This window comes from Herbivorax alkaliphila (assembly GCF_030848475.1).
In the GTDB taxonomy this organism is placed as follows: Bacteria; Bacillota; Clostridia; order Acetivibrionales; family Acetivibrionaceae; genus Herbivorax.
This window is the reverse complement of the sequence record NZ_JAVDDS010000065.1, coordinates 1-13,613: the sequence shown is the minus strand read 5'-3', so window position 1 is coordinate 13,613 and position 13,613 is coordinate 1. Positions and strand designations below refer to the sequence as shown.

Genomic DNA, 13,613 nt, shown 5'->3' with positions numbered 1-13,613 from the left:
GGGAAGCTTTGGAGTTCATTATCGTAAGGATACAGGAAGTGGAGTATTGACTATTATTACATTGCCACTTTTGGATTATAAACTAAGTTATAAACATGATGAATTTAAAAAGTATTTTTCTATCTGTATAAACCAAAAGGAGCAAAAAGATAAAGGTCAAATTAAAGAAAAAAAAGCTTTTGAAATAGGAGAGGATCATTTAAAACTGTTTATGTTTTTGGCAGCTGGTATAAAGATAGATAGTGATATAAAAGATGCATTTAGCCAGTATTTTAATAAAAGTATAGAAATAGAAGGTATAAAAGAATTAGAAGAAGTTTTAGTACAACAAGGCTTAATTAATAGCAGGAAGATAAGTGATAGAGGAAGAACTTTTATAAATAAAAAGGGATTAAAGTCTTTTATTAAGGTATTGGAAGGGAGGGAGAATACTGATGAATGGTAATTATGATAAGGGAGTGCCAGTTTCTCAGAGTATTGTGGCTAATGTACAATTAGGTTTACCATCAACTGTATCTAAATTATCCAATAAGATGAGGTTTATTGATAAGATAGCTCCTTTACTCAAGAAGCAGGGAGTAATTAGAACGTTGGATTTAATTCAACCAATAAGTATTAAATGCTCAGGGATATCAACAAGTCATAGGACTACCAATGCATTTGGAGGCATATTATATATATCAGGTGCAGTAAGACAAGATATTTCAATTCAAGAGGGTTCAATTTATCAAACGAAACAAGAAAGTGTTGTGGATGTTGATGAAATAGATGATTTAGATTGGCAGAAAAAACTTAAATTTATTGATATGATAAATGCTTATAAGCTTTTAATGGATACAATGGAAGATAAGGATTTACCAGAGTTAATCATTATGGATGTTCCTTTGTTATTAGAAAGAGCAGATACTCCATTATCTAATCGTGTTGATATTATAAAGTATTATGAGTTGTGTAAAAAAACCATAGAAAAGTTTTGGAGTGAGCATAAGGACAAGATTTATCCCTTTAATAAAAACGGGGTAAAAGTGGTATCTGTTGGGGGTAAAAGGTTTGGAGCAATTTTCTTTGCACTTACAAAAGAGAAGCTAAAGTATGTATCAGATGATATAGATAAAAGTATTACTTCTGAACTAGAACAATACATGTCAAAGATGCAAACGGTTGGTATCAAAAGACTTTTAAAGGGTATTTTAGTTAAGCGTTCTAGAACTGCCGCTTTTCAATTTGATGGCATAACCGACGATAACCGTTTAGAGCCTGATTTTGTAAGAGAATTAGGACTTATGTCGATGCATATGAAAGCAGGAAACAATACACCTCCTTTGCTAATTGAGGTATTAGGGAAAGTCGGTGATTGGAATTCGGAAATGTTGGACAGAGTTTGTGCAGAAATTATGACTTTAATTACTTTTGATCAGGCAAAAGCTTTACCAATACCTCTTTGGTATGCAAAGTATGCACTAAAGCCTATAGAGGCAAGACCTGGAGTTTTGGAATTTTATAAATCACATGCCAAGGAAATGCTAAAGAATGAGAGTTTAGAAGCTATATGGAAAGAAGATTTAGATGTATATGACCAATAAGTAAGGAGGATAGTAATGGATAAGTATATAGGAAAACTAATAGGAAACACAGGAAATCCAAATGATATTAAAATTGCATTAGAAGACAGCTTTTCAGCCAAAAGAGGAGAGTTTGTAAAAATTAAACATAGAGAATCTAGTAATGAACAGGAAACTTATGTACTTGGGAGAATTGTATCTATTTCAAGAAATAATATACTTTATAATTCTAATATGGGAGAAGGTTTATCAGACTTAGAAATACTTCCTGGTGCACAGGTTACAGGTGAAACTTTATTTGGAACAATTGAATTAGTAGGATACAGGGATACTTCAGGACAAATTAAAATCCCTAGAAGACCTTTAAATCCTGGTGAAAAGGTCTTTGGTGTGGATTATCAATTTTTGTCAGGTTTTTATAAGTTTGATGAAAATAAAAGTATTCATATTGGAAATTTAATAGGTTATGATAAAGGAGAAAATATTGTTCCTGTATATTTAGATGTAAATAAACTTGTTACAGAACATTTAGCTATATTGGCGATGACTGGTTCAGGAAAATCATATACTGTAGGAAGAATTATAGAAAGACTGGTAGCACAGATGAATGGAACAGTGGTAGTGTTTGATGTTCATGGTGAGTATGGTAAGGCCTTTGCAAAAGGGGAATTACAGTTTAATGATGATATAGATAGCATTGAAGATACAAGAGACAAAGAAGGCATCTTAGAAGTGCAGAAAATGATGAGAAAACTATTGGATGCAGGTGGAGGAATAAAAGTTTATACTCCTCAGATTGATGCCTTTGATTATAAATACATGAATAAAAATAAACACCTTGCTTTGCAGTTTGACCGTTTAGATATAGATGATTTGTCCTCTATATTACCTGGGTTAACAGAGCCACAAGAAAGGGTGCTTGATGTGGCTATTCGTTATTGGCAGGCGAAATATAGCAGTCCACCAAGAGATATTCAGGATTTAAGGGAGATTTTATCTGGTGATTTAGAAGAACTTAGAGAGTGGGAAGAATTGAGCCCTGCTGAAGCTAAAGCATTAAATGGAAGAAGTGCAGCGGTAGCAGCCACCAAATTAAGTCGTGTAATTAATGAAGCAAAAAGTTTTTATACTAGAGCAATTGGAGAGCCAAGTGATATTTATAATATGATAGGAGAAAAAGGGGATAACAAAGGTAGATTAGTTATTGTAGATCTTCAAGGGTTGTCTGATGATGCAAAACAAATTATTACTGCTCTTATATCAAGTGAAATAATGAGGGCTTCAGGTGACAAAAGAAGAAAAACAAGACCTAGTTTTTTGGTTTATGAAGAAGGACATAACTTTGCACCAGCCGGAATACCTTGTATTTCAAAAAAGATTATTAAAAAGATTGCCAGTGAAGGTAGAAAGTTTGGTGTAGGTTTTTCCATTATATCTCAAAGACCATCAAAACTAGATCCTGATGTTACATCCCAATGTAACACTGTAATAACCATGCGACTAAAAAATCCTGATGACCAGAAGTTCATGGCTAAAACCAGTGATATGTTTTCTAAAGCTGATATTGATGAACTTCCCTCTCTTAGTACAGGGGAAGCATTAATAAATGGACGTTCAATTCCAGCACCTTTGTTAGTTAAAATCGGGACTAAAGCTTTAATACATGGAGGAGAGTCTCCAGAGGTCATTGACGAATGGGGAGTTTTTAATGGTTAGAGAAAAACTGATACAGGGAATTAGGGAAGAGATGAAAACGGGAGAGATTAGAAAAAAGCTTTTCCCTATGATGACGGATTTTGGAATTAGGGATTATTCAGAGACAGTACATACCATGGGATTAAACTATTTAACAGCTATTGGAAGAACTATTATTGATACCACTGCTATTTCAGAGTGTCCTGTTTACTCTTATGAAAAGAAATCATTTGTGAAACACAAGGCGGCAGAGATTAATTGGGGTTATAGCGTTAAAGGGGAACCAACAGTGCGTCCAGATTCTATTTGGTATTCAACTAAGGATAATCAACCTTTACTGCTTTGTGAATTTGAAAGATATGATAATAGTAGATTAAAGAATAAAAAGCTTGAAGAAAAAATACAAAATCTTCTTATTGCGTACCACCAATTAGGAGGGAATGTGCCATTAATACTATTTGTTTACTGGACTTATTCTAAGGTTACTCCAGGAGATATTTCTAACTACATAAGAATTTTTGACGAAGGATTTACTATGGGGAATGGAATACGTGTTTATGGTATTAATGGAAGAAAGACAGAATATTTAGTTTATCATTGTGTGGCATCAGGAGACAAAGAAAATTTAACCTTTAACCAGTGGATAAAAGTGAGGTGATAAAATGGTTAGGAGGGCTTCGGATTTCTATCCTAAAAAAGATTTAGTTATAGGCGATAAGTATGTATTAAAAGAATATATTAATGAGGGTACTTTTGGTTATGTGTGGTCTGCTATAAATCTTGAGACTGAAGAGTTAGTTGCTTTAAAGATACCTAAAGACCAAGAGAGAGGGGACAATACATTATCAGAAGGGGTAAAGCTTATTGGTGACTCTCATCCAAATATTATTCAAATAAGTTGGATGGGAAGGTTAGATGGAGTTTTTGTTATTGAAATGGAGTATTTTAAAGGAAAAAGCTTGGCTGAGGAGTTAACTGATGATGGTTTTAAAAACCCTAAAACTATTAAAGAAGTGGCATTGGTATTTTTAGATATATTAGAAGGTGTAAAATTTCTTCATAAAAAAAATATATGTCACGGTGATATAAAGCCTCAAAATGTTCTTTTTAATAGTACCCAAGTAAAATTGACCGACTTTGGAACAAGCAAATTTATTGAAAATGTTTTTGTTAAAACGGTAGATGCAGGGGGAACATGGGCATATATGGCTCCAGAAATAGCAGGTTCTAATAAAAGGTATCTTATTTCAGATATATATTCATTGGGAGTACTGCTATATCAGTTACTTACAGGGAGGACACCTCATGAAACTCCTATTCAGGTAATTAATAATATTCCTTTTCCAAAACCTCGAGAAATTAATGATAATATTCCTAAAAGTTTGGAAGAGATTATATTAAAAGCTTTACAGAGAAATCCTGAAGATAGGTATGAGAGTATTGATAAATTTAAAGAAGAAATTGTTAATAGAGTTTTAGAAAGTAAAGAGCAAGGCACTTCTTTATGTCTTAAAACAATAGAGAAAGAATCCAAAGATGATTGGATGCAAAATGTCATAAGTTTTTATAAGGATGACAAGTTTTGTGAGGCAAAAACTTTTCTTAATTACAAAATGAGTAGTGGAAATAATTCTCAGGACATTATGTACCATATGGCTTATGTGTTTTACAATTTAGAAAGATATTTTGATAGTCTAAATCAAATTGAAAAAATAGATATTGATAAGGTAGAGAGTATTCGCAGAGATACATTTAAAGATAATGTATTTTCACTAAAGGCTAAAATTTATATTGAACTTAAAAAATATGATGAAGCTATGATGTTATACGAATTTTTATCAAAGAGAAACCCAGAAGATATTAATTATAAATATAGATTGGCAATAACTTATGGACTTATTAATAAAACTGACAGGGCAATTTACCTGTTAGAAAAAATTAATGAAGAAACACCAGGACTATTGTATATTGTTAAAAAGTTAGGACATGCTTATGATTTAAACAAAGACTACAGCAAGGCAAGAGCCTTTTTTAAGTATGCCTTAAGGATGGATCCAAGTGATGAAACAATTAAAAATAGAATAGATATATTCGATAAATATTTAAATATATGATATGAGTTTTATGAAAACTACAGGAGAAAAGTTATTCAATAGAAATTAGACCTAAGTCTAATAGTGCAATGCAAAATAGGCTTAATACATTATACATAGAGCTTGTTGAATAATTTTTTTCCTGCTCATCGAATACCTTAATATTTGTAGTTCCGAATTCATCTAAAGAATATGTTTCTGCATTTATATTTTTTAGTGCCAGCCCCATCTGTTCAACTGCCATTTTTAAAGAAGTTTTGCTTATTAGTTGATGGCTAAATTTTTTCTCATGTAAATGTTGTTTTATATCATTACCTGTATCAAATTTTAGTTTAAAAGAATTGTCCCTTCAACTATAAATAATACTTTTCCGATACTTTTATCTTTATTAATTTTATTATTCTTCATCATTGTATATAGGTAGCCCCCCAAATACTCCACCTAAGTACATCTTTTCTAAATTTTGTGCTTCGCGAGGACGTTCTTCAGAAGCTCTCTTTATAAAACTACCATTTGAACCGTTAAAAGTTGTTGTAAAGATTTGATCAGGTCTTAATAATGAATGAGTCAATAAGTTAGTCGAATGAGTTACTATAAATATTTGAGATTGCTTTGAATTTTTCATAAAGTATCTTATTAGAAGTTCCTCTAATTTATTATGAAAGCCATTGCTAAATCCATCAATTATTAACATTCCGCTGTTTTTAATTGTATGAAAAAAAGAGGGCAATATATTTAAAAGATTCTGATTGCCTAATGATTCCATAGGATAGGGAATTGGTTCACCTACACCTTTCCTCTTAAAAAATATACTTTTTTCTTCGTTAGAACCATAAATAATTTCAGTTAGTTTTCCTTTGCATTTATTTGCATATTCAATATTTTGATCAAATTCTAATTCATTAAAAAATTCATTAATAAAATCAACACCGTTTGATTTTACATATTCCTTAAAATCTAATATCTTTTGACCAGTTGTAAATACTGTTCTGTGATAAGCATTTAGAAATATAGAGTTTAACAAAAAATCAAACCAATCTTTTAAGATATCATGTCCTCTAAATTTGGTGTTGAAATATATTTCTCTTAAGAGTAATGAGTTATTATCAACTTCTTTAAAGATTTTGTTTTCTGTTATTTCAGACTCCCCATTCTCACCAATTCTATTTAATATTAATTGATTATTAAGATAGAGTTTTTCAAGCGTTATAGATTTTTCCTTACAGTCATATTCTATAGTATATTTTATGTTGGAAGTATTAATTTTAAAATGATACTCAAGTAGGATATTGGTTTCATTAGAAAATAAACATTTATCATTGTCTAAAAACATCATTTTTTCAGCAAATAGTAGTTCTAATAACTTAGAAATTGCTTTAATTGCATTGGTTTTTCCTGAAGCATTAGCTCCTACAAATATTCCACCTTTTAACACATCATTATATGTGTTAGTATCAGATAAAATCTTGTAATTAGTTTTGGTAAAATCAATAATTGTATCATTTTTAAAAGATTTAAAATTCTTAATCCTTAATTTTGTTAACATAGTGTATCACTCCTTAGTATATATTATATACTAAATTTAAAGTTTTAGTATATTATTTTCTTTTTTTATTTTATAAAATGAAATTTTTTTTCTTTTCTAATTTAATCAAACGTAATTTTTTTATGAAGCTAGCACAATAAAAATATAACATTTTAAGTTTAAATAAGCAAGTATTAAAAGGATTATTTGATTGATAATTTTACATTAAATATTATCTTCATAGGTTGGCACCGAACACTAGTTCGAGATATAATTAAGTATAGAAATATGGTAAAATGTAAGTTAGAAAGTGTTTTAAATTGGGAAGTGAAAAGATACAATGGCATCTAGTGTTTGCATCAGCAATGAAGCTTGAATTAAAAGACCTTATGATTTATAGAGAAAAAATTGATAAAATTTACACTCATATAAAAAACGGAAAGTCTTCATATATTAATGATGTTATAAGAAATATAGAAATACCTTTATACATTTACAGTGGAAAATTATTGCAAACCCACCAAAATGGTTTTGGCGTTTTTTGTAATACAGGACGAGAAACAGATAAATTTACGCAGTTCAAGTTAACTATATCTGGAGACAATTCAGAACATGATGTAATTAATAAATTTAGTTCGGGGCAAAAAGCAGTTTTAAATGTAGCGTTGATTTTAGCTTTCAGAAAAATAAAAAAAACAAACTTGGATTTGTTTATGATTGATGATCCTTTTCAGTCTTTAGATGATATAAATATTGCATCATTAACTGAAATTTTAAGAAATGAATTTAATGATACTCAAATCATAATATCAACACATGATATGGAAACAGCTGTATATATGTGTTGCAAATATTATAAAGCAAATAAAAAGTATAATAACTATAATGTTCAAAATGAATTATACAAAAAAGAAATACATAATAAATGAATTAATTAAATGAGATTATTATGTATAGAGAAAATTAGATTTTAAAGACTTATAAAAATGATAATATTAAATGTATTACTAGGAGAAGAAAAAAAGTAGGAGTTTTTTAAAATAGAAAAACAGTAAAAACAAATTTTTAATTAATAAGCAATCATTCTTGTACCTAATGAAAAACATGTGTAAATATGATATAATTCAAAATGAAAAGAGGTGATAATGGTCATGGCAACTGCAGAACAGATTAAAATGCTTATTCAGTCACATTTTGACAAAGATGACGATAGATTTAAAACTGTGGTTTTACAACTTGCTGCATATGAATCGAAAAAAGGACATACTTCTTTAGCCAGAGAGATTAGATCTATAATTGATAAATCAAAATCTAGTGGCAAAGTAATTCATCTTAATAAAGATTTTGGTGATATGATTGCCAGCAGTATTTCGGAAAATAGATTATCAGAGTTGGTAGTAGAAGACGATATTAAAGCAAGAGTTGAGAGAATATTAAAAGAGTTTCGTCAACAAGACAAACTAAAAAAACATGGTATGAATAATCGTAGAAAAATATTATTAGCTGGACCACCAGGCACAGGCAAGACCATGACAGCCTCAATTTTAGCTGGAGAATTACACTTACCTTTATGTACCATTATGGTGGATAAATTGGTCACAAAATTTATGGGTGAAACAAGTGCAAAGCTTAGGCAGATTTTCGAAACAATAGCTGAAACTCAAGCAGTTTATCTTTTTGATGAATTTGATGCAATTGGATCTGAACGGAGTATGGACAGTGATGTTGGTGAAATGAGACGAGTTCTTAATTCATTTCTTCAGTTTATTGAGCAAGATCAATCACTCAGTCTTATAGTAGCTGCAACAAATAATTTAAGACTTATTGATCAGGCTTTGTTTAGACGGTTTGATGATGTTTTACATTATAGACTTCCAAAAGAGAGCGAGATAGAAAAGCTTATAAAAAATAGGCTTAGTGGCTTTATAGATAGTAAGTTAGAGTTAAAAGAAGTAGTGAAAAAATGTATATTTTTAAGTCATGCTGAAATAGCTAGAGCATGTGATGATGCCATAAAAGAAGCAATACTTAACGACAAGGAAACTGTAGATAAAAAACTTTTATATCTAATGATTGCTGAAAGGAACTCTGTCTATCAAAGGGGTGAATAATTGTTATGGGAGATGGAAAATACCAACATTTCTTTATTGATGGTATTGCCGAATCACGAAAATACACAAAAAAGAGACAGAAAATACCATCAAAATCTATTCCAGAAGTTGAACGCAATTTACATGGTCAACGCATCAAGAGTATGCTAAAGAAAGCTTGGGATGAAGCAAAACAAATAAATGAGCAACGAACAGCAGTGTCATTGCCCAGTAAAGAAGGTATGTATTTAGAGTTTGAAGGTGCTCCTAATTTTGAACTTGCTACTAAAAGCCTTGAACACCATCGTAAAGGCGAAGGAATTCGTTTACTTAATGTAAAAACAGAAAAATTAGATGATGACAATTTTGTTAATAGAGCAACTGTTTTCATACCTAAAGGAAAAGAATCTTATTACTTAAATAAAGTTCAAGAATATATTGATAAAGACACAGATAAGCATAAGCCAAAAAATGAACCTTTAATAGCATCATTAAATAATATTAAACTTGCAGTTTTGGAGTCTTTTTGGCAGGGAAATAAAGAGTGGATTCCCGAAAAAGAGCCTGCATGGTGTGAAATTTGGCTTAGTTCAAGTGATAAAGAAGTAGAAGATTATACCCGTAAGCTGGCAAAACAACTTAACATATCTATTCAAAAAGAGTCTTTAGATTTTCCTGAAAGAAAAGTTATTCTTGGAAAAGTAAATAAAAGTTTATTAGTTGAATTAATAGCAGCATGTCCTTATATAGCTGAGTTTCGTAGAGCATCTGAGACAGCTCAATTTTTTATAGATATGGATAATAGTGAACAGATAGAGTGGGTAAAAGAGCTTAAAAGCAGAACAACAATTAATGATGATAGTGATGTTTGTGTTTGTATTCTTGATACTGGTGTAAATAATGGACACCCTTTGATAAAACCTGTTCTAAAGGATCAAGATTGTAAAAGTTATGACAACTCATGGGGTACTCATGACCATAAAGGTCATGGAACTGGCATGGCCGGTTTAGCTATCTATGGGGATTTACAACTTGCTATTGAAGGTAATCACAATGTTTATTTAAATCATATTATCGAGTCATGCAAAATACTGCCTCCAGTAGGTGAAAATAAAAAAAAGTTATATGGTGCAATAACTGAGCAGGCAATTAGTAATATGATTATTGATAATCCAAAACGAAAGAGGATTATTTGTATGGCAGTTACAGCACCCAAATATCAAATGAGGGAGGGAAAACCCTCTTCGTGGTCTGCTGCAATAGATGAATTAACTTCAGGTTATTTAGATGAAGAGCAAAAATTATTTTTTGTTTCTGCTGGAAACATTGTTGACAGAAGAGACTGGAATAATTATCCAGAAAGTAATAAAACTTTAACTGTTCAAAACCCGGGACAATCATGGAATGCTGTTACTGTTGGGGCATATACAGATATGATAAATCTAGATAGAGATAAGAAAAAGTATTCTGAGACAGAATCAGTAGCTCCTAAAGGAGGATTGTCGCCATATAGTTCAACATCTTATCTCTGGGATAAAAAAGGGCCTATAAAGCCTGACATTGTTATGGAAGGTGGAAATGTAAGGAAGGATTCGCTTGGGTGTTGGGAATGCGAAGAATTATCTTTGTTGACTACATATTATAAACCATCAAAAAGGCACTTTCACTTTACCAATGCTACAAGTGCTGCAACTGCTCAGGCAGCTTGCTTAGCTGCTAAAATTCAAACACAATACCCTGATGCATGGCCTGAGACAATAAGAGCGTTGATAATTCATTCTGCTGAATGGACACCAGCAATGAAAAAGCATTTTTTAGACAGAGAAACGAAAGGTTGTTATAAAGAATTGTTACGAATATGTGGACATGGTGTACCAAACTTAAATAAAGCCCTTTGGTGTATGGAGAATTCTGTTAACTTAATTGTTCAGTCTAAATTGCAGCCATTTGATAAAAGCAAAGATGGGAGCCGTTATGTAACTAAAGATATGCACATACATGAAATACCATGGCCAAAAGAATTATTACTTGAGTTAGGTGACATTCCAGTAAGCATGAAAGTAACTTTATCATATTTTATTGAACCAAGCCCAGGAGAAATAGGATGGAAAGAAAGGTACAGATATGCATCATGTGGATTAAGATTTGATGTAAATGGAACTGATACAAAAGAATCTTTTCTAGGAAGAATAACTGCTGAATCAGAGAGAGAAGATGAGGGATATAAAAGTAATGGTGGCGGTGTTGACTGGAAAATAGGGAAAAATAATAGGCATTTAGGATCAATTCACTCAGATATATGGGAGGGTACAGCAGCTCAACTTGCAGTAAGTAATTTAATAGGAATTTATCCAGCTATAGGTTGGTGGAGAGAAAGAGCTTGGCTTGGAAGGTGGAATCAAAAGATCAGATATTCATTAATTGTTTCATTAGAAACACCAAAACAAGATATTGATTTATATACTCCTATTTACAATATAATAAAAACCAAAGTACCAATTGTAACAGGAAGATAGCCCTGTCCTTTTCAAAATATATATTACAATATAGATTCTGCTAGCCATATGCTAGAGGTAATAGATGAGTCAATAAAGGAGCCTAAAAACAATTTATATGAATCATTGATGAATATAATAGCAATTATACATGTAAGTAAGATTATTGAGGTGTATGAAATGACATATAAATTAACAGATAAAGACATGGAAAGATTAGAGAGAATAATGGAAAAATTCAATTTGAAGAACAAATATTTAGACGAGGGAATGGAAAAAGGGATTGAAAAAGATATAATCGGGAGAATAGAAGATATTCTTGAATTATTAGAAGAAATATCAGATATTCCACAAGAATTAGAGAAAACTATAAGAAACCAAAAAGATATGGAAAAGTTAAGAAAATGGCACAAGCTAGCAGCTAAGGTTTCTAGCATAGATGAATTTATATCAAAGATTAATGATGAACAGTAGATTTTGATAAAATTAATATTTATAAGATTTAAGCTACCAAATTAAAGGTAGTTTTTTTATTGGCACAAATATAATATTATTTTAGCTTGTTTTAACAATAATCAATTTAATTGCCAGTATTTTATTATTATCAATATTTTAAAGTATATGTAAATAATAAATTGATATGTCTAGAAACTAAATTCTTGGTTAAGTCTGAAAGAACAAATGTAATAGATAGTGTATTTATAAAGGCAGATGAAAATAAATTTTAAGAAAAGAAAGTTTGGTATTTAACAAAAAATATCATATATTTTTTTAGGTTGACACCGAACACTAGTTCGGGATATAATTAAGTATAGAAATATGGTAAAATGTAAGTTAGGAAGTGTTTTAAATTGGGGAGTGAAAAGATACAATGGCATCCAGTGTTTGCATCAGCAATGAAGCTTGAATTAAAAGAATATTATCCAGAAATACTAGAGATAGAAGAAGAGCATCAGTTAAGTTCAAAACCACTTGCAGTTGATATACTGGTAATAAAAAAGCGAAAAGATGTAAAGATACTGAGAAATATAGCACAGATATTTGTTGGACATAATATAATTGAATATAAATCACCAGATGATTATATAAGTATAGACGATTATTATAAAGTAAAAGCATATGCATATCTATATAAGACATTAGTTGAAAAAGTTGATTTAATAAAGTTACAGGATATAAGTATAACATTAGTTAGTAATAATTATCCAAAAGCAATGACAGCACATATAAAGAAGGAACTAAATAAAAATATTGTTAACCATAGTGAAGGAATATATTACATTGAAGGAGAGGACATAGCAACACAGATAATAGTTATAGATCAATTGCCAAGGAAGGTAAATAGATACATAAGATTGCTTACTAAAAGAGTAAATATAAAGGCAGAAATGCTAGAGGTAATAGATGAGTCAATAAAGGAACCTAAAAATAATTTATATGAGTCATTGATGAATATAATAGCAACTATACATGTAAGTAAAATTATGGAGGTGTATGAAATGACATATAAATTAACCGATAAAGACATGGAAAGATTAGAGAGAATAATGGAAAAATTTAATTTGAAGAACAAATATTTAGACGAGGGAATGGAAAAAGGAATGGAAAAAGGAATGGAAAAAGGAATAGAAAAAGAGAAAATAGAATCTATTCTTGAATTATTAGAAGAAATATCAGATGTTCCACAAGAATTAGAGCAAACTATACGAAAGCAGAAAAACATGGAAAAGCTAAGGGGATGGCTCAAGCTGGCAGCTAAGGTTTCCAGTATCGATGAATTTATCTCAAAGATTAATGATGAACAGTAGATTTTGATAAAATTAATATTTATAAGATTTAAGCTACCAAATTAAAGGTAGTTTTTTTATTGGCACAAATATAATATTATTTTAGATTGTTTTAACAATAATCAATTTAATTGCTAGTATTTATTTTATTATTAACATTTTAAGGTATATGTAGATAATCCATTGATATGTCAGCAGTTTAGTAAAAGTATTCTGATTGAGCTTGAAAAGTGTTTGAAAAAACTTGAATATCAGTATTATAAGTGATATAATTTTAAAAAAATATAATTACAACTTTTTACTTAAATAGAATAGGGGAGTGAGCATGGTATTAGAAGATCCTTCAGTAAATTATCCAGGATTAAT

At 30.3% G+C, this 13,613-nt stretch carries 12 protein-coding genes; 10 read left to right on the top strand and 2 right to left on the bottom strand.

The features are described 5' to 3' along the window. The 5 genes from RBH29_RS15975 to RBH29_RS15955 all read left to right on the top strand — a co-directional run. The coding region (locus tag RBH29_RS15975; protein WP_306697994.1) for a hypothetical protein at positions 1 to 445 on the top strand (445 nt) is incomplete at its 5' end. Beyond that, positions 435 to 1,583 carry a hypothetical protein gene (locus RBH29_RS15970; protein WP_306697993.1) on the top strand — a complete coding sequence of 383 codons (1,149 nt, stop codon included), beginning with the start codon at positions 435 to 437 and terminating at the stop codon, positions 1,581 to 1,583. The genes RBH29_RS15975 and RBH29_RS15970, both read left to right, overlap by 11 nt. A 15-nt stretch (positions 1,584 to 1,598) precedes the next feature. Continuing rightward, the gene (locus tag RBH29_RS15965; RefSeq protein WP_306697992.1) at positions 1,599 to 3,278 is read left to right on the top strand and encodes a helicase HerA domain-containing protein; all 1,680 of its coding nucleotides are present in this window, start codon (positions 1,599 to 1,601) and stop codon (positions 3,276 to 3,278) included. Next, positions 3,271 to 3,915, top strand: a complete 645-nt coding sequence (locus RBH29_RS15960; RefSeq protein ID WP_306697991.1) for a hypothetical protein — start codon at positions 3,271 to 3,273, stop codon at positions 3,913 to 3,915. Before RBH29_RS15965 ends, RBH29_RS15960 begins: the two co-directional genes overlap by 8 nt. 4 nt (positions 3,916 to 3,919) lie before the next feature. After that, complete coding sequence (locus RBH29_RS15955) at positions 3,920 to 5,371, top strand: protein kinase domain-containing protein (RefSeq protein ID WP_306697990.1); 1,452 nt, start codon at positions 3,920 to 3,922, stop codon at positions 5,369 to 5,371. Positions 5,372 to 5,402: 31 nt separating this feature from the next. Here RBH29_RS15955 and RBH29_RS15950 read toward each other — a convergent pair whose 3' ends face one another. Together RBH29_RS15950 and RBH29_RS15945 are read right to left on the bottom strand one after the other, a co-directional pair. Next, the gene (locus RBH29_RS15950) at positions 5,403 to 5,594 is read right to left on the bottom strand and encodes a hypothetical protein (RefSeq protein ID WP_306697989.1); all 192 of its coding nucleotides are present in this window, start codon (positions 5,592 to 5,594) and stop codon (positions 5,403 to 5,405) included. Positions 5,595 to 5,747: 153 nt separating this feature from the next. Next, positions 5,748 to 6,896: an AAA family ATPase gene (locus tag RBH29_RS15945; protein ID WP_306697988.1), complete on the bottom strand. Its 1,149-nt coding sequence runs from the start codon at positions 6,894 to 6,896 to the stop codon at positions 5,748 to 5,750. A gap of 299 nt (positions 6,897 to 7,195) precedes the next feature. On the opposite strand from RBH29_RS15945, the gene RBH29_RS15940 reads away from it, so the two are divergent. The 5 genes from RBH29_RS15940 to RBH29_RS15920 all read left to right on the top strand — a co-directional run bounded on the left by RBH29_RS15940 (position 7,196) and on the right by RBH29_RS15920 (position 13,268). Continuing rightward, positions 7,196 to 7,804 carry an ATP-binding cassette domain-containing protein gene (locus RBH29_RS15940; protein ID WP_306697987.1) on the top strand — a complete coding sequence of 203 codons (609 nt, stop codon included), beginning with the start codon at positions 7,196 to 7,198 and terminating at the stop codon, positions 7,802 to 7,804. Positions 7,805 to 8,026: 222 nt separating this feature from the next. Beyond that, complete coding sequence (locus RBH29_RS15935; protein ID WP_306697986.1) at positions 8,027 to 8,986, top strand: AAA family ATPase; 960 nt, start codon at positions 8,027 to 8,029, stop codon at positions 8,984 to 8,986. Positions 8,987 to 8,991: 5 nt separating this feature from the next. Then, positions 8,992 to 11,481, top strand: coding sequence for a S8 family peptidase (locus RBH29_RS15930; RefSeq protein ID WP_306697985.1), 2,490 nt, complete (start codon positions 8,992 to 8,994; stop codon positions 11,479 to 11,481). Between the two features lie 48 nt (positions 11,482 to 11,529). Beyond that, positions 11,530 to 11,934, top strand: coding sequence for a hypothetical protein (locus RBH29_RS15925; RefSeq protein ID WP_306697984.1), 405 nt, complete (start codon positions 11,530 to 11,532; stop codon positions 11,932 to 11,934). 377 nt (positions 11,935 to 12,311) lie between these two features. Beyond that, complete coding sequence (locus tag RBH29_RS15920) at positions 12,312 to 13,268, top strand: RpnC/YadD family protein (protein ID WP_306697983.1); 957 nt, start codon at positions 12,312 to 12,314, stop codon at positions 13,266 to 13,268. Positions 13,269 to 13,613 lie beyond the last annotated feature (345 nt).

Coding starts and splice junctions, on each gene's coding strand:
- RBH29_RS15955 (WP_306697990.1), top strand. CDS start 3,920: ATGGTTAGGAGGGCTTCGGATTTCTATCCTAAAAAAGATTTAGTTATA.
- RBH29_RS15925 (WP_306697984.1), top strand. CDS start 11,530: ATGCTAGAGGTAATAGATGAGTCAATAAAGGAGCCTAAAAACAATTTA.
- RBH29_RS15965 (WP_306697992.1), top strand. CDS start 1,599: ATGGATAAGTATATAGGAAAACTAATAGGAAACACAGGAAATCCAAAT.
- RBH29_RS15950 (WP_306697989.1), bottom strand. CDS start 5,594: ATGGCAGTTGAACAGATGGGGCTGGCACTAAAAAATATAAATGCAGAA.
- RBH29_RS15945 (WP_306697988.1), bottom strand. CDS start 6,896: ATGTTAACAAAATTAAGGATTAAGAATTTTAAATCTTTTAAAAATGAT.
- RBH29_RS15960 (WP_306697991.1), top strand. CDS start 3,271: ATGGTTAGAGAAAAACTGATACAGGGAATTAGGGAAGAGATGAAAACG.
- RBH29_RS15935 (WP_306697986.1), top strand. CDS start 8,027: ATGGCAACTGCAGAACAGATTAAAATGCTTATTCAGTCACATTTTGAC.
- RBH29_RS15970 (WP_306697993.1), top strand. CDS start 435: ATGAATGGTAATTATGATAAGGGAGTGCCAGTTTCTCAGAGTATTGTG.
- RBH29_RS15930 (WP_306697985.1), top strand. CDS start 8,992: ATGGGAGATGGAAAATACCAACATTTCTTTATTGATGGTATTGCCGAA.